This window comes from Anabaena azotica SJ-1, assembly GCF_047275885.1.
Classification (GTDB): Bacteria; Cyanobacteriota; Cyanobacteriia; order Cyanobacteriales; family Nostocaceae; genus Trichormus_B; species Trichormus_B azotica_A.
Window position 1 is genome coordinate 239,298 of sequence record NZ_CP178454.1, and the last position, 23,274, is coordinate 262,571.

Genomic DNA, 23,274 nt, shown 5'->3' on the forward strand with positions numbered 1-23,274 from the left:
CTGCATTATCGCGCACATATTTCTCGTCAAGCAAGAAATTATTAAATATTGCAATCAAACCTCATTAATGATAATCGTATCACCAGCAAAGCTAATAAGCCAAGAAACTTAATGGTATTTTAACCTATTAAAACCTATTCTCTAGATAAAACCCTGAATTTAACTCATATTTTTGCAACAAAAGATTGCAATAACAAATGAAATCTTAATCTTATTTTATATATCATCTGCTCCCATGCTGGAAACAGCAAAATTTCTGAAAGCTTTACAGTATCGTATATCTTGGTTAAAGTCTCATGTTTCAATTTTGCACAAGCATCTGTAACTGATATCCAAAATTCGAGATCACAAATGTCAACTAAAAACATCATCTTTCTGGTTTTGTTAGTTTTTATACCCATTTCCCTGGCGGCTCATTTTCTAGAGTGGGGAGAATTGATAGTTTTCATCACCGCTGGATTAGCTATTCTGCCCCTAGCCGCTTGGATGGGTGAGGCCACAGAAGAAATTGCCGTTGTTGTCGGACCCTCATTAGGAGGGTTGTTAAATGCCACTTTTGGTAATGCTACAGAATTGATTATTGCTTTAGTCGCCCTCAATGCGGGGTTGATAGATGTTGTTAAAGCCAGTATTACCGGGTCAATTATTGGCAACTTACTATTAGTAATGGGACTATCCATGCTATTGGGCGGACTGCGCTACAAAGAACAGACGTTTCAATCAGTTGTAGCACGGGTAAATGCTTCATCAATGAACTTGGCAGTGATTGCGATTTTGTTGCCAACAGCAATGAACTACACATCTATTGGTATCAGTGAAAGAACAGTGCAGAATCTTTCCCTGGCAGTTGCTGTAGTTTTAATTTTGGTTTATGGACTAACACTGCTATTTTCTATGAAAACTCATGCCTATTTATATGACGTAGGTGTAGCAGAGATAGAAATAGAAGCAGAAGAAAAACACGAAGAAATCAGCGAAGAAAAACCAAATCTTTGGCTTTGGACTAGTGTATTACTAGTCTGCACCCTTTTTGTAGCCTTAGAATCAGAATTACTGGTTGATACATTAGAAGTAGCCACATCCAAGTTAGGTTTGACAGCACTATTTACAGGGGTAATTTTGTTGCCCATAGTTGGTAACGCCGCAGAACACGCCACAGCAGTTACTGTAGCCATGAAAGATAAAATGGATCTTTCTTTATCTGTGGCTGTGGGTTCAAGTATGCAAATAGCCCTATTTGTCGCCCCCGTTTTAGTTATTGCTGGACGGTTCATGAATCAGCCAATGGATTTAGATTTCAATCCCTTTGAATTAGTAGCAGTAGCAGTAGCAGTGTTAATTGCTAATAGCATTAGTTCTGATGGTAAATCCAATTGGTTGGAAGGAACTTTACTCTTAGCAGCCTATACAGTTTTGGGCTTCGCTTTCTATTTCCATCCCGTATAGACAGGGGGTAGGGTGTGGGGTATGGGGTGTGGTGTTTTGTGATCAAATATTCACTATTTTTACTCTCACCAACTCTTGAATAATTAACCAATACTTTTTCACCCACACCCTATTGTCAGTTATTTACTGATGGTGGATGTTTACAGACCTAATATCAAGTTATTGTGAAAGTGCCAAAATTCTTTCAAGAAAAAGTGACATGGCACATGAGTATAGTTTGATTCTGGATCTTACCATTGTTTTGGTGGCTACAGCATTGGGAGGATTTCTAGCAAATCGTTTGCGGCAACCTGTAATTCTGGGTTATTTAGTGAGTGGATTTGTTGTTGGTCCTTTTGGTTTCAAGTTATTAAGTCATGCTTCAGACATTAAATCTTTAGCAGAAATTGGTGTCGCTTTCTTGCTGTTTGCTTTGGGAGTTGAATTCTCTTTAGCAGAATTAAAAAGAGTTAAAAAAATTGCCTTACAAGGAAGTTTTTGGCAAATTGGCTTAACAATTTTATTGGTTGCATTAGTGACGGTTATTACAGGCTGGGCTACTAGTATTACTCAAGGAATTTTTCTGGGTGCAGTTCTCTCTCTTTCTTCCACAGCAGTAGTATTAAAAACTCTCACGGAGAGAGGTGAAACTAATACAATGCACGGTCAAATCATGTTAGCAATTTTAATTGCTCAAGATTTGGCGTTGGGTGTGATGTTAGCCATATTGCCGGCGCTAAATCAACCAGAAAATATCTTTGTGGCAATAAGTCTTGCTGTATTGAAAATTTTATTATTTACAGGAGTGGCGATTATTTTAAGTCGGTGGATAGTTCCCCGTATTCTGAGTATGCTTGCTGCCACAGAAAGTAATGAATTATTTCTATTAGGAGTAATTGCTCTGTGTTTAGGACTATCTTTAACCACAGTTGCTTTAGGCCTTTCCATAGCAATGGGAGCATTTGTATCAGGTTTAATGATTTCTGAGGTTGATTATGCAGATCAAACTTTAGCAAAAATTTTACCTTTGAGAGATACTTTTGCTAGTTTATTTTTTGCTTCAATTGGAATGCTAATTGATCCGGCAATTCTGATTAATAATTTGGGAATAATTCTCGGATTAGTAACTCTAGTTATGCTGGGTAAAGCAGCAATAGTTTTTCTAATTGTAATTGGATTTGGTTACTCGCTAAAAACGGCGGTGTTAGTCAGTTTTGGTATTAATCAAATTGGAGAATTTTCCTTTGTTTTAGCATTAGTAGGTTTAAAATCTGGACTAATATCACAACAAATTTATTACTTATTATTAGGAACAACTGCTATTACATTAATCCTTACACCTTTATGGCTCAATGCTGCACCACAAACAGCAAATTATTTGAATCAAATACCTTGGCTAGTAAAGCTTATGCAAGGCTTTTCTACATCACAAACAATATCTTTACCTGAAAAAATGAGTGGTCATGTAGTTGTAGCCGGTTACGGTAGAGTTGGGCAAGTAATTGTCAAGATTTTACAAAGTCAAAAATATGCGGTTTTAGTAATTGAAAATAGTGAAGCCTCTGTACAAAGGTTGAGAATGCACAAAATTCCTTACATTTTTGGTGATGCGGATTCTCAATTAGTCTTGGAAAAAGCACATATAGAAACGGCTAAAGCTTTAGCAATTGCTCTTCCTGATCCAGCAAGTACCAGGTTACTTTTAAAATATGCTCTAGCGATCGCCCCAAAATTAGATATAATTGTGCGATCGCACACCGATAAGGAAATTGACCTGTTAACTCAAATGGGAGCAAAGGAAGTAGTACAACCTGAATTTGAAGCAGCACTAGAGTTAGGAAGCCATTTGCTAAAAACCTTGGGTGCAGAAGATAGTTATATTCAAACAGTCATCAATCAGATTCGTAAAGGTCAATATCTAACTGTTAGATCAGTATAGGCAGCAGGAAAGCAAAGGACGAATAATATTCTGTCATCTGTCACCTGTCACCTGTCACCTGTCACCTGTTAACAGTTAACTGTTCAACTCTTAATTGTTCCACCAATTGATTTATATTACCCATATTGAGACGATAGCTCAAAGGGTGGACAATCAACCTCGCCGTACTTTCATACAAAGTAGCAATCTCAACTAAACCATTTTCACGCAAAGTCTTACCAGTAGAAACGATATCAACAATCGCCTCAGACATCCCTGTAATTGGACCTAATTCCACTGAACCATACAAAGGAACTATTTCCACAGGTAAATCTAAACCTTGGAAATAATCCCGCGCACAATTTACATACTTAGAAGCAACTCGACCATGAGCAGGTAAATCTAAAGGCGTTTTATAGGAACTAGAAGCTTTTACCGCTACCGACATACGGCAATAACCAAATTGCAAATCTACTAATTGTGCAACCTGTGGCTTTTTTTCTTGCAGCACATCATAACCAACAATACCCAGTTGTGCCTGACCATATTCTACATAAACAGGTACATCTTGCGCCCGTACTAAAAGAGCCTTCGCTTGTCCACTAGCATCAGGAATTTGCAGTTGGCGGTTTCCAGAATCTAAAAAACCACTAAAGTCTAATCCCACAGATTGCAGCAAGCGGATGCTATTTTTAAGTAATTCCCCTTTTGGTAGTGCAACAGTCAGCATTCTTTTTTTAGTATCTTTGTCTTTGCGGTTAATTATATGGTATCCCGGTAAGAGTAAAACTCAGTAGACGATCTTTAGCGATCGCAGCGAGAATTAGATTAAGCTAATTTTGTCCACAGAATCTCAACATCTTTAGGCCTGAGAGTTGCCAATGCTTAGTACAAGCAGCATGAGAATTTTATTGGTTGATGATGAAGCTGAATTAACAGATCCCTTGAGTCGCGTATTGACTCGTGAGGGTTATATTGTAGATGCCGCTTATAATGGAATTAAAGGCAGCCAACTAGCACAAACAGGTACTTATGACCTACTGATATTAGATTGGATGTTGCCAGGAAAAACAGGATTAGAAATTTGCCAAGAATTACGTCATCAAGCTAAAACTACCCCCGTTCTATTTCTCACGGCCAAAGATACTCTAGATGACCGTGTACAAGGTTTAGATGCAGGTGCAGATGATTATTTAATCAAACCCTTTGAACTGCGTGAATTGCTGGCAAGAGTCCGGGCTTTATTGCGTCGTTCTAGTATTGAATCCCACAGCACTACAACAGGACGCTTAGTAGTAGCAGATTTAGAACTGGATATGGAAAATCAGATTGCTTATCGTCAAGGGAGAATTATTGAACTATCACAAAAAGAAAGTCAGCTACTACAATATTTTATGGAATATGCCGGACAATTACTTACTCACAGCCAAATAATGCAACATTTGTGGACAGATGACGAACAACCTGGGAGTAATGTAATTGCTGCTCTAATTCGCCTACTGCGTCGAAAGATAGAAGCAGGTAATGAATCCGCCCTGATTCACACAGTTTATGGGAAAGGTTATCGTTTTGGTTGTACGGTTATAGAATAATACAAATCTTAACTACGATTTTGAATTTAAAAATTACTAATTTGATATATTTTCAATATATAAATAAATCTCTAGGTCAACTTTCAGTTATCTGCTGGAATCCCAACAGTAGACGGTGTTTTCCTATTAAGTAAGCTCTCCACAGGGGGCAAGAGGCACAAAGGTTTTCCAAACCAGGCAGGTATAAAGGAATCCGATTGATTTATGATAACTTACCTAGCATTCGCGGTAGGGTGCCGGAAGCATCAGCCATATTGATTTGCGTAAGCTCTAAATAAGGAATAGGAAAGAGGCGAAACAAGGCACTAAAATGTGTACTGATTTTTTTGCAGCACAGGACAATTTCACAAAACAAAAATTTAATAGAATCCCTCTATTTAGTCTATATGCTTACATAAATACTAATATTAGATATCCAAACTTTAGTTTAAAAATTATAAAAACCAATTTTTTGAAAACCCTAAAGCAATATGCAGTTAATCACTAACTTATTAAAATTACCTAGCGTAGCTGTAAAGCAGAAACAAAGTTTACTGCTTATATTATTAATAATTGCTGGTTTTATCGGAAACTATTTTAAAATCACACTTTTTTTTGGAGTTGACTTTCTATTTGGTAGCATAGCAGTTTTGATAGTGGTAGCTATTTATGGATATGTATGGGGGACTCTTGCTGCCATCATTAGCAGCAGTTATACCTATTTATTATGGGGGCATCCTTATGCAATGATAATTTTTACTTGTGAGGCACTATTTATAGGATTATTATTACGAAAAAAAAGCCAGAATCTACTTTTATTAGACGGCATTTACTGGGTTATATTAGGGATGCCACTGGTCGCTCTCTTGTATGGTGGCATATTAAAAGTTAGCCTCATAGGTACATTGCTAATTTTATTAAAACAAGCAGTTAATGGTTTTTTTAATGCCCTAGTTTGCAGCTTAATTATTAATTACTTGCCTCTCAATAAGTGGTTAAAAAATTCTAAAAGTAAACATACAATTTCTTGGCAGCAATCCTTATTTGTTTTATTAATAGCTTTTGTATTTTTTCCAGTCATGGCTATTAATATAAATAATGCTATTCTTTCTACCAATAATATTGAAACTGAAATAGTTCAAACATTAAATTCCTTATCATATTCCTTAAAAAGCAACATTAAGATATGGCAAGAAACTCATGTGACAATCTTAAAAAATATTGCCAATTCATCATTAGTACAATTAGATTCTAATAATATTCAAAATCTGGAAAATATCTTAGAAAATACCCAAAAAATTTTTCCTCAATTTGATTATATTTACACAGTTAATTCCCAGGGTGAAGCTATTGCTTCATATCCACAAAAACCACAAAGATATATAGAACTAAATAAAAGCCACTACTTTCAAGAACTAAAAACACATAAATTGATAGTCACCACTGATATCATAATTAATTCAAATGCAAATGGACAAAATGAAACCTTGATATTAGGCGTACCACTAATTAAAGATCAGCAATTTTTAGGTGCTGTTTTTGGAGAAATTAATTTAGAAAAATTAAATCAAATAATTAAAAAAAATAATCCCAATCCTGATTTAGAAATCATTATTTTGGATGATAATTATAGAGTTATTGCTACTAATGTAAATACTATTAAAATCCTTGAGAAATTCAAAAAACACGAACATAAAAACAGCCGCAAACTAAATAACAATGTTGTGCATTTGCTATCAAACACTCCTAATATGGCAGCTATCTGGAAATGGGAAAAATCTTTTTATTCACAAATCAGTAATTTAGATGATAGTTTTCCCCTGAAGTTAGTAGTCGAAATACCAACTAAACCAAAAATAGATTATATTCGTAGTATTTATATAAAAAATTTATCGATCATGCTAGTCACGGCTTTGATGGCTTTGTTAGCTGCCGTTATCCTGAGCAATAAATTAGTCCAACCTCTGTTGAAGTTGACTCAAGTTACCACGGATTTACCAAGAAAAATAATAGCACAAGAAGATATTCTTATTAATAATAGTAATATTGCTGAACTAGACTCACTAACTCGTAACTTTAAGTCTATGGTAGTAGCATTGCATCAAATGTTCCAAGAAATCAAAAATACAAATGAAAAACTTGAAGCAAGAGTGGAGATACGCACTCAAGAATTATCAATAATTAATGAAGAATTAGCATCTGAAGTAGTGCAACGGCAAAAAGTTGAACAACTATTACGTGAACGCGAAGAACGTTATGAATTAGCAATTTCTGGGACAAATGATGGTATTTGGGACTGGAACTTAATTACCCAGGAAGTTTATTTTTCACCGGCTTGGATGAGAATTTTAGGATATGAGAATAAACCATTACCTCAGATTTATTCTACATGGTCAGATAATGTGCATCCAGATGAACTTCAGCAAGTAATCTCTGAACTTAAAGAGCATCTAGAAGGAAAAACAGATGTTTATCAAAGTACCCATCGAATTAAACATAGAAATGGCAATTATATTTGGATAGCTACCAAAGGAAAATGTATTCGTGATGAACAGGGTAATCCTTATAGATTGGTAGGAACAATTACAGATATTACTGAGAAGAAACTAGCTGAAGAACAACTAAAATTTGCTAAAGAAGAGGCCGAAATTGCCAACCAGATCAAGAGCGAATTTTTAGCAACTATGAGCCATGAAATTCGCACACCTATGAATGCAGTCATCGGTATGACTGGCTTATTATTAGATACACAACTGACTCCACAGCAACAAGAATTTGCAGAAATCATCCGCAATAGCGGAGATTCTATGTTAACTCTAATTAATGATATCCTTGACTTCTCTAAAATTGAATCTGGCAAATTGGAAATAGAAAAACAAATTTTTAATTTGAGAAATTGTATTGAAGAATCTTTAGATTTAGTTGCCCCCAAAGCTAGTGAAAAAAGATTAGAAATTGCTTATTTAATGGATACCAAAACACCTGAATTTATTAAGGGAGATGTTACCCGTTTAAGGCAAATATTAGTTAATTTACTCAGTAATGGAATTAAATTTACTAATTATGGTGAAGTTGTTGTCTCTGTCACTAGTAAAGTCACAAATCAGTTAGACAATTCATTAATTACTCAAGAAAGTCACCAGTTATATGAAATTAGATTTACTGTTAAAGATACAGGAATAGGCATTCCTGAAGACAAAATGTACAGGCTTTTCCAGCCATTTAGTCAAGTCGATGCTTCTACAACTCGTCATTATGGTGGTACAGGTTTAGGATTAGTGATTAGCCAGCGACTAACTGAACTCATGGGAGGTAAAATGTGGGTTGAAAGTCAAGTTGGTCAAGGCTCAAGTTTTATATTTACTATTACTACTTCATTTATTGAAAAATCCGATATTAAAAATATTAATGATAATGACCATGATAATGATAAGTTGATTAATAATAAACGGTTGTTAATAGTTGATGATAATATCACAAATCGCCAAGCACTAATGCTACAATGTCAGTCCTTTGGTATGCTTCCTATAGCAGTAGAATCTGGAAAAGAAGCACTCAGATATCTTGAGCAACGACAAGTTGATATTGCTATTTTAGATATGCAGATGCCAGAAATGGATGGATTAACTCTAGCTGAGAAAATTCGCAATTTACCTAACTATAAAAGATTACCATTAATCATGCTGAGTTCTATTGGTAATGTGCAGAATTATGAAAATTCTCAGCAAGTAAATTTAGAGTTTGCAGCGTATCTGAACAAGCCTATTAAGAAGTCTCAACTTTTGAAGATATTAATTAATATCTTTAGTAATGATGTTATCATGAATAAAGATAATATTTCTGCCAGCACACAATCTAAATTCGATCACCTAATGGCAGATAAGCTACCCTTAAAAATTATAGTAGCTGAAGATAATGTGGTAAATCAGAAAGTTGCGATTAATATTTTGCAACGTCTGGGTTATCGTGCTGATGTAGCAGCAAATGGTTTGGAAGTTTTAGCAGCTTTGCGTAGGCAAGCTTATGATGTTATATTAATGGATTTGCAAATGCCAGAAATGGATGGTTTGACAGCAACTCGTCAAATTTGCCAAGAATGGCCTTTATCTTCTCGTCCTTGGATTATTGCCATGACTGCAAATGCCATGCAAGGAGATCGAGAAAAATGTCTGGAAGCAGGGATGAATGATTATACTACAAAGCCTATTCGGATAGAGGAGTTAACCAAGGCTTTAAGCAATTGTCAAAAACACAGCGTTACCATGAATAAAAATGAAAAAGATATGGATAAAAGTATACTAGAAGCTGCTGCTTTGGAAGAACTCAGAGATATAATTTGCAGTAATAATATAGAAGAATTTATTCAAATTATTGAATGTTATTTGGAAGATACACCCCAGCGTTTTCAAGTCATTGAGCAAGCAATTAATCAAGGAGATGCAAAAACTCTGCAATTAGAAGCTCATGCTCTTAAATCTAGTAGTGCTATTGTTGGTGCTAAAAATTTGTCTCAAATTTTTAAAAAATTAGAAGATTTGGGACGTGATGCCAATTTAGGAGATGCAACATTATTATTATCCCAAGCTATGACAGAATATCACCAAGTAGATGCTGCATTAAAATTAGAATGTAAGTAATTTTCGCGTGACTCCACTTCTGAACTCCTAAAACTGCGTTATTATTTATGCTTTCTTTATCTCCCTCTCTCCAAGCTAGACTTTCCCAACCTTTAAAAATTGGTTCTTTGGAAGTTAAAAGCCGGGTTTTGCAATCACCTTTATCGGGGGTGACAGATATGGTATTTCGTCGCTTAGTGCGTCGCTATGCACCAGAATCGATGATGTATACTGAAATGGTAAATGCAACGGGGTTGCATTATGTAAATCAGCTACCGAAAATTATGGAGGTAGACCCCAATGAACGCCCTATTAGTATTCAGTTATTTGATTGTCGTCCTGATTTTTTAGCAGAAGCAGCAGTAAAAGCCGTTGCAGAAGGTGCAGATACTGTGGATATAAATATGGGATGTCCAGTCAATAAAATTACTAAAAATGGTGGTGGTTCTTCCTTATTAAGACAACCAGATATAGCAGAAGCTATTGTGCGGGAAGTGGTAAAAGCTGTTGATGTTCCCGTTACAGTTAAAACTCGCATTGGTTGGAATGATCAGGAAATTACTATTCTTGATTTTGCCAAAAGAATGGAAGATGCAGGAGCGAAAATGATTACAGTACATGGACGTACCCGCGCCCAAGGTTACAATGGTAATGCTCGATGGGAATGGATTGCACGGGTGAAGGAAATATTATCAATTCCTGTCATTGGTAATGGGGATATTTTTTCTGTAGAAGCAGCCGTAAAATGTTTAGAAGAAACTGGTGCCGACGGGGTGATGTGTTCCCGTGGGACTTTGGGTTATCCATTTTTAGTTGGTGAAGTTGATCACTTCTTAAAAACTGGGGAGTTATTACCAGCACCAAACCCCATTCAAAGGATGGAATGTGCTAGAGAACATTTATATGCTTTATGGGAATATAAGGGTGATCGGGGTGTACGTCAAGCGCGGAAACATCTCACTTGGTATGCTAAAGGTTTTGTCGGTGCGGCTGAATTGCGCGGAAATTTAAGTTTAGTAGAAACCGTGCAGCAAGGTTTGGATTTAATTGATAGGGCGATTGAAAAACTAGCAACTGGTTATGAACTAGTAGAATTAGAGGCGGAATCTAATCCTATCTTAGTTTGAAAAAAAGTGCTTGCTGATAGCGGTATGCACTTGAATAAATGACATCATAGTCGCTATATCAATCAGGATTATCAAAATATATCCTGATTAGCCTTGGATAGTCTTTTTGTATTTGCATTGAAATAAACAAAACATTGCAGCAACTAATCCCAGTCCTGCTAAATTTGCTGGTTCAGGAACAGATGCTGGAATGGGAGTTTTGGGGACATCTGGCAAATTGCCATTAAACAAGTAGTTATGAGATTCTCCATTTCCTGTGAGGGAAGATACTACCACGTTGCCATTGATTTGACCATTATTAAAATTAAAATTAGCAAGAGGTGCAAGAATAGTACCTTCTATGCCAATCCCACTGGCAGTTAGGTTTGTGGCTTCATAGAAATTGTATATAATCTTTTGTCTATTCGTACCTTGGATATTGAAGCCAAAGTTTTGTAGCGACACATTAGTACCACTAATGTTGACAACAACGGTTGAATTTTGGTCTCCATTGATGTCAAAAGAGTTTGCACTGGATACAGATGATCCTGCAAGGTTAAAAACATTCAAAGCTGTACCACTACCAGTAAGGTTAATACCGCCATACTGCACTGTCGTTTGACCAGTAGGATTTAAACCGGCTAAATACTGTGATAGTGATAGCAATTCTACTTTTGCGGCATTGAAATCAATGGGATTACCCTGGCTGAGTGTTCCGTTAGGAAATCCCACGTTATTGCTGACATTAGCAGTTCCTCCATAGACAGCATTACCGTGGTTTACTTGACCATTACTTAACGTCAAGTTATTTCCAGCTACCACTACATTGCCACTATTGTTAGGAAGTTTATCCCCGACACTGCTACCAATTAGGCTAACGTTACCACCGGCAGCAAGTTTACCTTCAATATCTGTATATTGCTGAGAAATATTCCCTATAACAAATACGTTATATTCGGAGGCTATGCCTAATGTTGCAGCATTTGCTTTTGCTGAATAACTCAACGCCAAAGTAGCAAAAACAGGAACTGCTATTCGTCCCCAGTTAAAATAGGTTTTTGATGGCATTTTTGTCAGATCTACTGGATTTATTCCATCATTTTAAGGTTGAAATTAGAGTCAGGTATTGATCAATCGACTATTTTCATTCACACTTCATAATTTACGGCATTTATGTATTTTTTAGTCATGACAAAGTGAAAATTCAGGTAGTATTGCGTATTTCATGATACTCAAAGTAATTTATTTTGATTATCTTAATTCTTTGCCAAATAAGCTTCTTGAATAATAATTATCAATATTTATGCTTTAAATATTGTTCTTTTTTATACAAAAAATAAGGTAGTAATTTGGAAAATTATTTCTAAGTAATTACTTTTACGCAATCTTACAGTAATTGACAATTATTATAGGAAACTGAGCTTTTCAGTACCTAAGTAATTACCTCCAGTAATGTTGCTCAAGTGTTATCGTTACAACTATTTTTAGGTAAATAGACTACAAGCTGACCTCTTTCTTTGTAGAAGGGAGGCTTTGATTTTCTCCCGTTACAAGAGAAGGGGTTGAGGGTTAGATATAAAAATTGTAGTTCAAATACATGAAAACTCCGTAAATTGCATTTTGTTGGGTAAACCCAAAAAATACTTACAATATGGAACAAAAAGAATCTAGAAATACTCTAGAATTGTAGTGATCATAGGTCAGAATCAATGGGAGATAAGGTGTTATCAATAACTCACAAGCTAATTGTTAGCAGTTTATTGGCACTATCCTGGATAACTCCTGTATTAGCTGCTAAAGACGAGACGCTGACTCGTGCGGAACTTTATAAACTGATTCAAACTGTTGAACTTTGGCTGCAAAATAAAAAACCACGGAAAGCCGAATTGAAGGATGTGATGGTTCCTCGTGATGCGGTAAAAACAGGGGTTAGTTCTCAAGCAGAATTGTTTTTCAATGATAAATCTTTAATTCGAGTAGATCAAAGCAGTATTTTTAGATTTGAACCTGGTGTGCGTCGGTTTGAACTGAAAAATCGTATTGCTATGAATGAGGTGATTTTTAAGTTGGAAAATGGTACGGCTTTGATTTTGAGTCCTCCAGGAAGTGTGGGAACAAAGGTGGAAACACCCCAAAGTAAAATTAGTATTTTTGCTGCAAATCCTCTAAATTCTCAAAGTAGCAGCCCGGAATTAACATCTTTGTTTTCACCAGCAAGTAAAGCTAGTGCAGCTATGGTTATTCATGATTCTACAACTAATAAAACTAGAGTTTTTGCTTTGACTGATGGAGAATTTGCTATATCTGATCAACAAGATAAAAAAACTGTGGCTCTTAAAGGTGGTCAAACTGTAGCGGTTAAAAATGGTGTGGTAGGAAAAGTACAAGAATTTGATTTACAAGGCTTTTATAAATCAACTAATTTGACTAGTGGTTTAGCACCAAATCAAGAAAATTTAGTTGCTCAAGAAGCACTTCAAGTACAAGAAACTCTGAAGATTGTGAGAACTCAAACTTTAGCGGCTTTGAGAAATCAGACTAAAAGAATTCAGGGGTTTACTAGCACTTTTTTAAGCGATGCTTTGGGTGGAACGGAAGGTGATTTAAATCCTCGGTTTCGAGGGTCTGTGAGGATTAGTAATCCCCAGGTAACTAGAGGAACTTTTTATCGGATAGAAGGGAACAGGGCGATTTTTATACCGGAAAATAATCCCAATAGTGTTCAACGACTGAATCTAGATTTTGACACAGGAACTGTTACTATTGATGGCAAGTCAGGAGTACGTAATAAAGCAGGTTTAAGTGGTAACAATGCCAGTGGTTCTGTGATTAATGCGAATGGAGAAATAACTCAAATTGATGTTTTTGGGGTGAATGGGGAAGAACCTGAAAATGGAATTCCTTATAGTGGGAGTTTGACTACTGGGGTGGCACGCGATCGCTAATTTTCTTTGATTAAGGGTGAGGAGTTATCATGGGTGCTAAAAATCTATTGCTTTTTTCGGGAACATTATTAATTTATTTGAATTTTTCAGTGTTTGCAGATGCTAGAGAACAACCTAATAATTCACCAATAATTTTTCTAGAAGAACCGCATAAATTCGATCATATAGCACAAGATTCAGCAGCGTCTGAGAGTAGCGATCGCTTAACCTCTGTTTCCCAGTTATCCGATGTTCAACCTAGTGATTGGTCATTTACAGCATTACAATCTTTAATTGAACGTTACGGTGTAATTTCTGGTTATCCTGATGGTACATTTCAAGGTAATCGTTCCCTCACTCGCTATGAATTTGCCGCAGGTTTACAAGCGGTAATGCAGAAAATTGATGAATTGTTAGTTGGTGCATACTCTAATGTTGTCAGAAGAGAAGATTTAGAAAAAGTAGCCAAATTATCAGAACAATTTGCAGTTGAATTATCCGTTTTACGAAGCAGAATTGATAGTTTAGAAGCCCGGACTGCGGAAATTCAAGCACAACAGTTTTCTAACACTACTAAATTAGCCGGACAAGTTATATTTGGCATAGCCACAGGTGCAGGTGGTAAGCCTCCTGGCAAGGGTGAAGCTAATACAATATTTACTCAATTAACTCAATTACAATTAGTTTCTTCCTTTACAGGTAAAGACGTTTTTCGCATTGGTTTAACATCAGGAAATAGTACCGATGATAGCTTTGGGAATCCGCAAGCTTTTAACACAAATATGGCCAGGTTAGCTTGGCAAGCAGATTATGATAATCAAGTAAAATTAGATTCTTTAGAATATAGAATAGCCGGATTAGGCGACAAAATGGTATTTACCTTTAAACCTGTAGGATTTAGTTTAAGTAGTGTTCTCAGTGTTAACTCTCCTTATGCTAATGCAGATCAAGGTGCTATTTCTTCATTTGCAGGTTCAACTTCTTTATTCAAAATTGGTAGTCTTGATGCTGGGGTAGGTTTTGATTGGTTGATGTCCGATCAAATGCGGTTGCAATTTGCCTATGGGACAAGAAATAGCAACGATAATAACCAAGGTGTAGTTGGTGCAGATCATAGTGCTTTAGGAGTGCAATTTTTATATAAACCCACCGCATCTTTAATTACTGGTTTAGCTTATATTAATGCTTACGCTAGTGATGGTCAATTAGATACTGGCACAGGTAGCGGTAATGCAGATACTTCTGGGGGATTAAAAGAACCTGCTCAAATTCATGCTTTCAATGCAAGTATGAAATGGCAATTAAGTGATAGTTTAGTTTTTAGTGTGTGGGGGGGTGGAGTATTTACTGATTCTGTGAAATCAGATGCAACTGCTTTCAGCACTACCTACCAAGCATCTGTAGGTTTATATGATCCTTTTGGCAGAAAAGGTGATTTATTGGGGTTGATAATTGGTCAACCTTTAAAGTTGAATAATGGTTATTTAATTGCTAATACTGATAGTGGTAACTCTACACATTATGAAGTTTTTTATCGTTATTTAGTTAATGATAATATAGCAATTACTCCTGGATTTTTTATTGTTACTGACCCTGGACATATTTCTAGCAATGATGATATTTTTGTTGGTGTGTTGAGAACAACATTTAATTTTTAGATTTGCCTAAAAATATGAGGAATAAGCATACAAGAATTATCACTCACCAACCGGAATTAAATATAAGCAAACCCTAACTCACACTGATAATATGGAGTGATTGAGCAAAAAACCAATGTTTAAGGCAATTACAATGAACAATTTATCTACTGCTTCTCATGCATTACAATTTCTTGTAGGCTGTGCTGCTATTCTTGCAAGTGTATCTCCAACCAAAGCATTAGGATTAACTTATACCAATAGTACGAGTTTCCAATCTTTAGATTTTGCTGATACACCTTTAGATATTCAACAATTTGACAATTCTCTCGGTACGCTCAATAGCGTTGATTTAATTTTCACCGCTAATATGATTAGCGATGTTAGTTTAGAAAACCTTAGTTTTCAAGCAACAACCGTAATTGTAGATCTGTACATCCAGACTGAACTAAAGTTAGACAATCAAATTCTTGTTTCGTCTGGTCTTGGTCAAATCTATACTTATCAAGTCGCTAGTTACGATGGACTAATTGATTTTGCTGGTGCTTCTGGAAGAAGCATGACAGGTTTAACTGCTACATTATCTAACACACAAACTTTAAATAACAACTTACAAGCATTTATTGGCTCTGGAAATGTAAGCTTTTTGGTATCATCCATCGGTATATCATCCATGAGAGCGCGTGGTAATGTAATCGGTATGATAAGTCCATCTACTCAAGGAATAGTACAAGTTACATACAACTACGACCCCATCAATTCAACGCAAGCAGTTCCTTTCGATATACCAGGTGGACCAACATTTCCAGTAGCAGGTTTCTTACTAACGTTAGGTCTAGCAAGAAAAACTAGAAAATTCATAGTAAATAAATAACTTGCTAATGAGGGGGAAAGCTCACAGGGGCAAGTTTTTAATTGCAAATAATTTTATCATTCTTACTCACATTCGGGTTATTTTGAAGATAGTTTGATATTTTAGTACATCCTGTTTGCATCAAATTATCTAAATCTAAATTCCACAGCATCACCCCAGCATTTTTGCCACCACTCACCAAAATTTTGCTGTCAGAACTGAAACTAACGCTGTTAATTTGCTGAGGATATCCTAATAAAGTTTTGATTAATGTACCCGTTTCCACATTCCATAATTTGATAGTATTGTCAGCACTTCCAGAAGCTAAAATTTGTCCGTCAGTAGTGAAACTGAGACTAGTTACCCCATCAGTATGTCGTGTGAGAGTATGAATTAGTTCTCCTGTTTTCACATTCCAAAGTTTGATAGAATTATCCCAACTAGCGGAAGCGAGAATTTTACCGTCTGGACTAAATTTTACGGATGAAATAGCTAAACCTTGTCCTGTCAAAGTTCGGATCAAATCGCCATTTATTCGCCAAACTTTAACAGTATGATCAAAACTCCCAGAAGCTATGATTTGATTGTCAGGACTAAAATCAACACTTGATACTTCATCTGTATGTCCTGTGAATATTTTTATTAATTTACCATCAGCTAAACGCCAAAGTTTAATTATTTTATCAGCACTACCAGAAACAAGCATTTGATTATTGGGACTAAAACTAATACTTGTCACTTGGTCTTGATGTCCGGTAATTGTTTTAATTAACTGATAATTTTGAGAATTCCAAAGTTTAATACTTTTATCAGCACTAGCTGTAGCCAATATTTTACCATCAGGACTAATATTTACAGCATTAATAATATTTTTGTGTGCAAGAAATTGATGAATTTTACCTTGATTCCAAATGCTAATTTTTCCATCCCAACCAGCAGCAAATATTTGAGATTTACTAAAACTCACACTATTAATATCTTCTAATTGCGGTTGATTAATATTAATTTGCCATAATTTAATAGTTTTATCAGCACTTGCAGAAGCTATTAATTTACCATCTGGGCTAAAATTCACATCTCTACCCTGTTCACCATGACCTTTAAATGTTGCTAATAAACTACCATCTAATCGCCAAAGTTTGATGGAATTATCAGCAGATGCTGAAGCAATAATTTTATCATCAGGGCTAAAACTAATACTGTTTATTTGTTCACCATGACCTGTTAATGTTTGTAATAATTTACCTTCAAAATTCCATAATTTAATAGTTTTATCACCACTAGCAGACGCTATCAATTTACCATCTAAGCTAAATTTAATTTTAGTAATACGTGATTGATGTCCTGGTAATCTTTTAATTAATTTGCCATCTTTAGACTGCCAAAGTTTGACTAAATTATCTTCACCACCAGAAGCAATAATCTGATCATCAGGACTAAAGCTAACGGTATTTACCCAACCATTATGACCATTCCAGGTTTTAATTAAAGTACCATCAACGCGCCATAATTTGATGGTTTTATCCAAACTACCAGAAGCAATTAATTGACCATCATGACTAAAACTAATATCGGTAACATTATCACTATGTCCAACTAAATTAGTAATTATTTTATAGTTAAAATTATTATCCAGCGTGTAGGTTTTGATATGCTTACCTGCACTAATAGCCAGCAATTTACTATTAGGACTAAAATCAATGGCTGTAATTCTGTTGTCAAATCCTGTAATAGTTGTAATTAGCTTGCCTTCAGGAGTCCAAAGTTTTACTGTTTGGTCATCACTTGCAGAAGCTAAAAATTTACCATTGGGACTAAATTTAACTGCATTGACTTGTTGATTATGACCTTGCAAACGATTAACTTCTTGAGTTTGAGTAATCGCTTGTTGTAAACTGGCTACAGTTGCAATTTGAATATCTTTATTTGGTGCGAAAACTTGTTTAAGTTCTCGTCCAGCTTTCACACTAGCAATTACAGATTCTAACTGTTGATTAGATAATAAAAATGCTGATGATGAAGAATTTAAAGCAGCAATTTCTCGCAACTGTGCTGCTTGTTTTTGGAAATAGGCAAAACCGCCCAAAATGCTGGCAGAAATGCCCAGAATACTAATTACAGCAACCGCCGTTTGTGCTTGTCTGAGGCGCTTTTTCTGTTCAAGTTGTTGTTGCTTTTTTGCATCTAAACAAGCTGCAATGAAATTCTGCACATCCGGAGATAATTCATCTGTGTACTGCACATAAATTTCTTCAGCTTCTGCTAAACGGATACCTTGTAACAAAAAATCAGCCTGTTCTTGGTGATGTTTCCATAAACTAGCAGCTTGTTCAATTTGACGTTGCGATCGCAGTCTACTACGATTTTCCTCCAGCCACCAGCGTAAAGTTGACCAATGACGAATCAAAATTTCATGTGCTACCTCTATTGTCACTAAACCAATTGGGGAGAGTGGTTGTATTTCTTCACCTTTTCCATTTCCTATCTCCTCCTCCACATTCACCACGATTAATTTCGCTGCAATTAAAACTTGCAGAGTTTTTTCCACCAAAGCTTGAGGATATTTTTTTACTACCAATTCAGACTTAAAAACCCTGCGTCTAGTATCTTCCGTTCCTTCTCCTAGCTGCGTTAACGACAAAAAAATCCACCGAGTACATTCTTGTGCTGACTTATCTAAACTTTCATAAACTGCTTGTGCTTTTCTCTCCAAAGCACCTTTAATTCCCTCTATTTGTTGCTGATAAGCTATTAAAGTTAACTCACCATTTTGGCGAAATTCCCACAATTGTTCTAGAACAAATTCTAAAAGTGGTAAATCTCCTGCCGAGTGGTTTAACTCCTGTAAAAGAATTTCTACTAATCCCGATTCTATTTTCAAACCCACTTGTTCGGCTGGGTTAATAATCACCCGACGATAATCATCATCACTCAATTTAGGTGGAACTAAAACGCTGGACTTTTGTAATAAATGAGCTAATTTTGGAAACTCTAAACAAGGAGAAATAAAATCAGCCCGTAAAGTAATGACCAATTTAAATCTATCTGGTGCATATTCTAACGCCCCCAAAATTAATTCTAAAAATCTGTTCCTATCTTCAATTGGTGCGATAGTAAATAATTCTTCAAATTGGTCAATTACTAAAACTATTACAGGTTCAAGTCTATTGCGTAACCAATAAACAAAACCTTCTACACCTTGATATAATATCCCCTCTAATAAAAGGTGAGGAGAACTAGAACTTGCGTCTTCCCTATTCCCCACATTGGCAAGTTTTTGGGATAATACTTCTAAAGGACGTGCGCCCGGACGTAAACTTTTTATTAACCAAGCATCACTTCCTGGAAGTTGTTTTCCCAAGCGTAATTTAGCAATTAATCCCGCATTAACTACAGAAGATTTCCCACTACCAGAAGCACCAACTACAGCTAAAAATGATTGATTTCCTAACTCATTAATTAATTGTTGAGTTAAAGATTCTCGACCATAAAAAAATTGTGTATCTTCTTCACCAAAAGCCCGTAAACCCCGGTAAGGGCAAATTTTTAAATCTAATCCTGGTTTGTGAGTGCGTATACCAGAAATTCCAGGAATAATTTCTATTACACCCTGTGTACCTGATAACCAAATTTGCAAATTTACAGCCCCAGCCAGATATACTTGTAATTGGGTAATCCAACCAGCAACCGATAAACCAGCGGGTTGAGATGCCGTTTTTAAAGTATTAATGAGTGCTTGGGAAAAAAGTTCAGAATTATTTTGAGGAGAGTTAGCTGCAATAATACATTGTCCTTTTTCAAGGTCTAATTGCAAGTCTTCAACCCATTCTTGCAGAGAAGAAATAGTAGTTCCTGGACAATCTAAAATAATAATTTGTTGCGTAACTTGAGAATGGCGTAACTGTTGACGCAACCAAGAACGACTCAGCCATATTTCTGCTAATAAAACTAAGGCCGCTTCACCTGTGGGAGTTTCTACTAATCTTCCTCGTAAATATAATAAAGCTGTGCGCTGTTTTTGATTATTTGCATGAATATTTAATTGAAAAAAATCTTGAATTATTCTCCTCATATCTTGAGAAGTTGTAGTTTCTGAAGGTTGTAAATACTGTAAATCAAAAGCCCCAGCACTTCCCAAAACTTTACTAAAATCCAAAGCCTGAGAGGAGTTACTAATTCCTTCAATTACTAACGCTGTTCTAGGAGGATGAGATTCTGGAATAATAGGAATTTTACCAATAATTACTTCTCCCACACCTTCTACAATTCTTTTTGGTGTTTGGAGTGGGTATTCATTAAAAAGTTGAGTTTCTCCTTTTCCTCTTTTTTGCTGATTAATTAGGCGTAATTGTTGATTGGTTTTATCTATATATTGTAGAGTTTGATAATAAACATAGCGATAAATTGCATCAGCAGAAATTAGCCCTTGTGTATCTGCGACATTACCATTTAATGCTAACATTAAATAATAAGTAAATACTCCATGTCCTAGTTCGGTAAATTCCCAAGATAGTTGGTCTGTATCACAGGAAAGTAAGGCATAAAAACCTTTACTTTTAGCTGCACTTTGTTGTAATACTTCTACTAATTGGGCTGTAGGATTTACTCCTCTCAATGTCATTCCGCCACTATGACAAGCATCCAACCAAACTAATTGATTTTGTGCCTGACTATTACTTAATAATTGTAAGAATTCTTTTACAGGTAAAGCCGTATTTTTTATATCATTTTTTTGAGTATCAGCTAGACATAAAAAAGCTTGCTGAGATTGAGGTTCTAAAATGCCATGACCAGAAAAATACAACAGAATTGTATCTAGCGGTTTAGCAGAAGTAGTGATATTTTCTAAGCTAGTACGCACAGTTGCTAAAAGTGGCAAATCTTGAGTAAAATCATGATAAATTATTACTTCTTGTTCAGGAAATTGCTGTTGTGTTGCACTTGTTAAAGCTGCCGCTAATCCTTGACAATCAACTGCTGCATAACGTAACGAGGGAAGTTGTTGATCTGCATATTGATTCACTCCCACCAGTAGTAACCAAAGTTTGGCGGTAGTTGTTTTTTGAATTTGATTTGATTGACTAGTAGCAACACCGCGTGGACACATAATTAATTTTAGATTTTAGATTGTAGATTTTGGATTTTAAGCTGTAAATATATACATATTATATAATAATATTTTGCATTCATGCTGATAACCAAGTTTTACAAAAAAGGAGAATTTTAAAAATGACAGAAGATAATAATGATCAAGTTACTAATTCTTCAAGAAGTAAAAGTTTCCCTATCAGTGTATTTTTCTTACTGGTAATGATGTTTCCTTTTCTAAATTTAGGATACAATCCACCAACAATCCCGATTTTGGGTTTTCATGGCATTGTTGATGCTAAGAGAGTTAATACTAAAAGTAAATTTCGTCAATCTTCACAGTTGGACATGGACTATACAAAACAGGAGATGGAAAAATTATTGGAGTATTTTATTAAACATGATTATTGGTTTTTAACTACTCAAGATTTGTATGATTATTTTCTGACTAAATCCAAGGAAATCCCTTATGCTTATCGGAATAAACAAACTATTATGTTGACATTTGATGATGGTTATAAAACAGTATACACAAATTTATTGCCGATTCTCTCTAAGTTAGAAAATAAATATGGTAAGAAAATTAAAGTAGTTTTATTTATTAGTCCTGGGACATTGGCTAATGATGATGGGATACCTGCAACTCATTTGAGATGTCAAGAATTACGGGATGGTTGGAAAAAGGGATTTTTTGATATTCAATCTCATGGTGATAAGCATAAAAATTTAACAGAGATATCTGAACAACAGATAGTTAGTGAACTGTTACTAGCTAGAATTAAATTGCGGAAATGTTTAGATGATTTAGATCCAGAACAGAAAGTAGCTTCTCATTTAGCTTATCCCTATGGTGCTGCTAATAAAACGGTTGCTAAGTATGTTGCTAAATATTATTTATCTGGTTATTTATATAATGATAAATTACTCAATTACACCTGTTTAAAAGATAATTATAAAATTCCCAGATTAATGGTTAATTCAACTAAATCTAGTCAGGAATTAATAGCAATGATTCAAGATTTTCCAACCGATACTCAAGAAAGTTTTAAAAAAGGAATTTGTAAGTAAGCAATTTAGAAATCAAACGTGGATATAATCTTAATTCTTTCTTAAAAGTAGTTATTTTTGATTATATTTTGTTATGTTATGTTATGTTATTATGGCTTGTTTACTAAAATAAGCTAATCAAAATATACCAGCTTTAATTTACAGTTGCAGGAGAAGTATCAATGCCAAGTATTTTAAGAATCAAGGATGATGTTGGCACTACAGTTTTTAAGCAAAGCACAAAACAATTTAGTGAATTGAAAAAAACTGATCCTACATATATAGCACGTTCAGGTCAGACTTATTTTGCCACAACTGTTGATAGAGGTTCTAGTGATCCAAAAAGTGCTAATTATTATGGTGGAGATCATTGGAAAGTTACCTTTAAGGATAAGTTAAAACCTCAAGAAGGAGGTGAATCTCTTCAAACTTGGTTTGTGTTTAAGGGTGATGTTGAAGAATATAGACTTGTACCTTGATAAGCTGTTAGATATTTAACTTTGAGAATTATAGCGGGCAAGATGCCCGCACTACCAATTGATACTTTAATTTGAGACTTTTGAGATATCCTCTTATCACTATCTATCCCGGAAATTAGGGGGTATTGTGCGAATATTGGGAGGAAATTTCACTTGAGGTTGCTTTTGAAAGTATTCACGGGAGTAAAAGTTTTGGCGATTGCTATTATCTAAAAACTGGGTATAACCTTGCAACATAATTTCTTTGCCCGCATGACCAAAAGTTAATAATCTATTAGCAAAATTCTGATTATAATTTGCGGAAGCATAACTATGATTAGTGTCTTGGACATTCACACCGTAAGTTACTAATGGGACAGTTCCCCAATCACAATCTTGTGGATGACATTGACCAAATACTTGAATATTTAGTTTGTCACCAGTAGAGGTAATTACTAAGCGAGTAACACCGCGAGTATTGCTATCTTTGTTTACCCAAGTACCAATAAAATCAGCAGGTGCAGCTATAGCAGGACTAACTAAGGTTGTAGCTAAAGCTAAACTGGAAATAGCAAGAGTTAAAGACTGTTTCAACATTTGATTTACTCTCTTTTTTTGATGTTGTGAATTA

14 protein-coding genes are annotated in these 23,274 nt (G+C 35.3%); 10 read left to right on the forward strand and 4 right to left on the reverse strand.

The genetic code is table 11. The features are described 5' to 3' along the window. The first annotated feature begins 351 nt into the window (after window positions 1–351). Window positions 352–1,446, forward strand: coding sequence for a calcium/proton exchanger (gene cax / locus ACLLO5_RS01020; protein WP_413173641.1), 1,095 nt, complete (start codon window positions 352–354; stop codon window positions 1,444–1,446). Between the two features lie 199 nt (window positions 1,447–1,645). Continuing rightward, window positions 1,646–3,364: a cation:proton antiporter gene (locus ACLLO5_RS01025; RefSeq protein ID WP_413173642.1), complete on the forward strand. Its 1,719-nt coding sequence runs from the start codon at window positions 1,646–1,648 to the stop codon at window positions 3,362–3,364. Between the two features lie 61 nt (window positions 3,365–3,425). On the opposite strand, the gene hisG is transcribed toward ACLLO5_RS01025, so the two are convergent. Continuing rightward, window positions 3,426–4,073 (reverse strand): ATP phosphoribosyltransferase, encoded by a 648-nt coding sequence (hisG, locus tag ACLLO5_RS01030; RefSeq protein WP_413173643.1) that lies wholly within the window; start codon window positions 4,071–4,073, stop codon window positions 3,426–3,428. Window positions 4,074–4,224: 151 nt separating this feature from the next. On the opposite strand from hisG, the gene rppA reads away from it, so the two are divergent. The 3 genes from rppA (at window position 4,225) to dusB (ending at window position 10,657) form a co-directional block, all read left to right on the forward strand. Beyond that, the gene (gene rppA, locus ACLLO5_RS01035; protein ID WP_413173644.1) at window positions 4,225–4,935 is read left to right on the forward strand and encodes a two-component system response regulator RppA; all 711 of its coding nucleotides are present in this window, start codon (window positions 4,225–4,227) and stop codon (window positions 4,933–4,935) included. 470 nt (window positions 4,936–5,405) lie between these two features. Continuing rightward, window positions 5,406–9,551, forward strand: coding sequence for a response regulator (locus tag ACLLO5_RS01040; RefSeq protein WP_413173645.1), 4,146 nt, complete (start codon window positions 5,406–5,408; stop codon window positions 9,549–9,551). Window positions 9,552–9,598: 47 nt separating this feature from the next. Beyond that, window positions 9,599–10,657: a tRNA dihydrouridine synthase DusB gene (gene dusB, locus ACLLO5_RS01045; protein WP_413173646.1), complete on the forward strand. Its 1,059-nt coding sequence runs from the start codon at window positions 9,599–9,601 to the stop codon at window positions 10,655–10,657. Between the two features lie 87 nt (window positions 10,658–10,744). Here the strand turns inward: dusB and ACLLO5_RS01050 are convergent, their stop codons facing one another. Further along, complete coding sequence (locus tag ACLLO5_RS01050; RefSeq protein WP_413173647.1) at window positions 10,745–11,704, reverse strand: choice-of-anchor A family protein; 960 nt, start codon at window positions 11,702–11,704, stop codon at window positions 10,745–10,747. Window positions 11,705–12,357: 653 nt separating this feature from the next. On the opposite strand from ACLLO5_RS01050, the gene ACLLO5_RS01055 reads away from it, so the two are divergent. The 3 genes from ACLLO5_RS01055 to ACLLO5_RS01065 all read left to right on the forward strand — a co-directional run bounded on the left by ACLLO5_RS01055 (window position 12,358) and on the right by ACLLO5_RS01065 (window position 16,071). Then, window positions 12,358–13,581 (forward strand): hypothetical protein, encoded by a 1,224-nt coding sequence (locus tag ACLLO5_RS01055; RefSeq protein WP_413173648.1) that lies wholly within the window; start codon window positions 12,358–12,360, stop codon window positions 13,579–13,581. A gap of 29 nt (window positions 13,582–13,610) precedes the next feature. Continuing rightward, entirely contained in the window at window positions 13,611–15,218 is a 1,608-nt protein-coding gene (locus ACLLO5_RS01060) for an iron uptake porin (protein ID WP_413173649.1), read from the forward strand. A 115-nt stretch (window positions 15,219–15,333) separates the two neighbouring features. Continuing rightward, window positions 15,334–16,071 (forward strand): choice-of-anchor E domain-containing protein, encoded by a 738-nt coding sequence (locus tag ACLLO5_RS01065; protein ID WP_413173650.1) that lies wholly within the window; start codon window positions 15,334–15,336, stop codon window positions 16,069–16,071. Window positions 16,072–16,108: 37 nt separating this feature from the next. Here ACLLO5_RS01065 and ACLLO5_RS01070 read toward each other — a convergent pair whose 3' ends face one another. Further along, window positions 16,109–21,157 (reverse strand): eIF2A-related protein, encoded by a 5,049-nt coding sequence (locus ACLLO5_RS01070; protein ID WP_413173651.1) that lies wholly within the window; start codon window positions 21,155–21,157, stop codon window positions 16,109–16,111. Window positions 21,158–21,279: 122 nt separating this feature from the next. Between ACLLO5_RS01070 and ACLLO5_RS01075 the strand changes: the two genes are divergently transcribed. Both ACLLO5_RS01075 and ACLLO5_RS01080 read left to right on the forward strand, forming a co-directional pair. Continuing rightward, window positions 21,280–22,206, forward strand: a complete 927-nt coding sequence (locus tag ACLLO5_RS01075) for a polysaccharide deacetylase family protein (RefSeq protein ID WP_413173652.1) — start codon at window positions 21,280–21,282, stop codon at window positions 22,204–22,206. A 161-nt stretch (window positions 22,207–22,367) separates the two neighbouring features. Beyond that, the gene (locus tag ACLLO5_RS01080; protein WP_413173653.1) at window positions 22,368–22,664 is read left to right on the forward strand and encodes a hypothetical protein; all 297 of its coding nucleotides are present in this window, start codon (window positions 22,368–22,370) and stop codon (window positions 22,662–22,664) included. A gap of 99 nt (window positions 22,665–22,763) precedes the next feature. On the opposite strand, the gene ACLLO5_RS01085 is transcribed toward ACLLO5_RS01080, so the two are convergent. Next, the gene (locus ACLLO5_RS01085) at window positions 22,764–23,240 is read right to left on the reverse strand and encodes a hypothetical protein (protein ID WP_413173654.1); all 477 of its coding nucleotides are present in this window, start codon (window positions 23,238–23,240) and stop codon (window positions 22,764–22,766) included. Window positions 23,241–23,274: the final 34 nt, after the last annotated feature.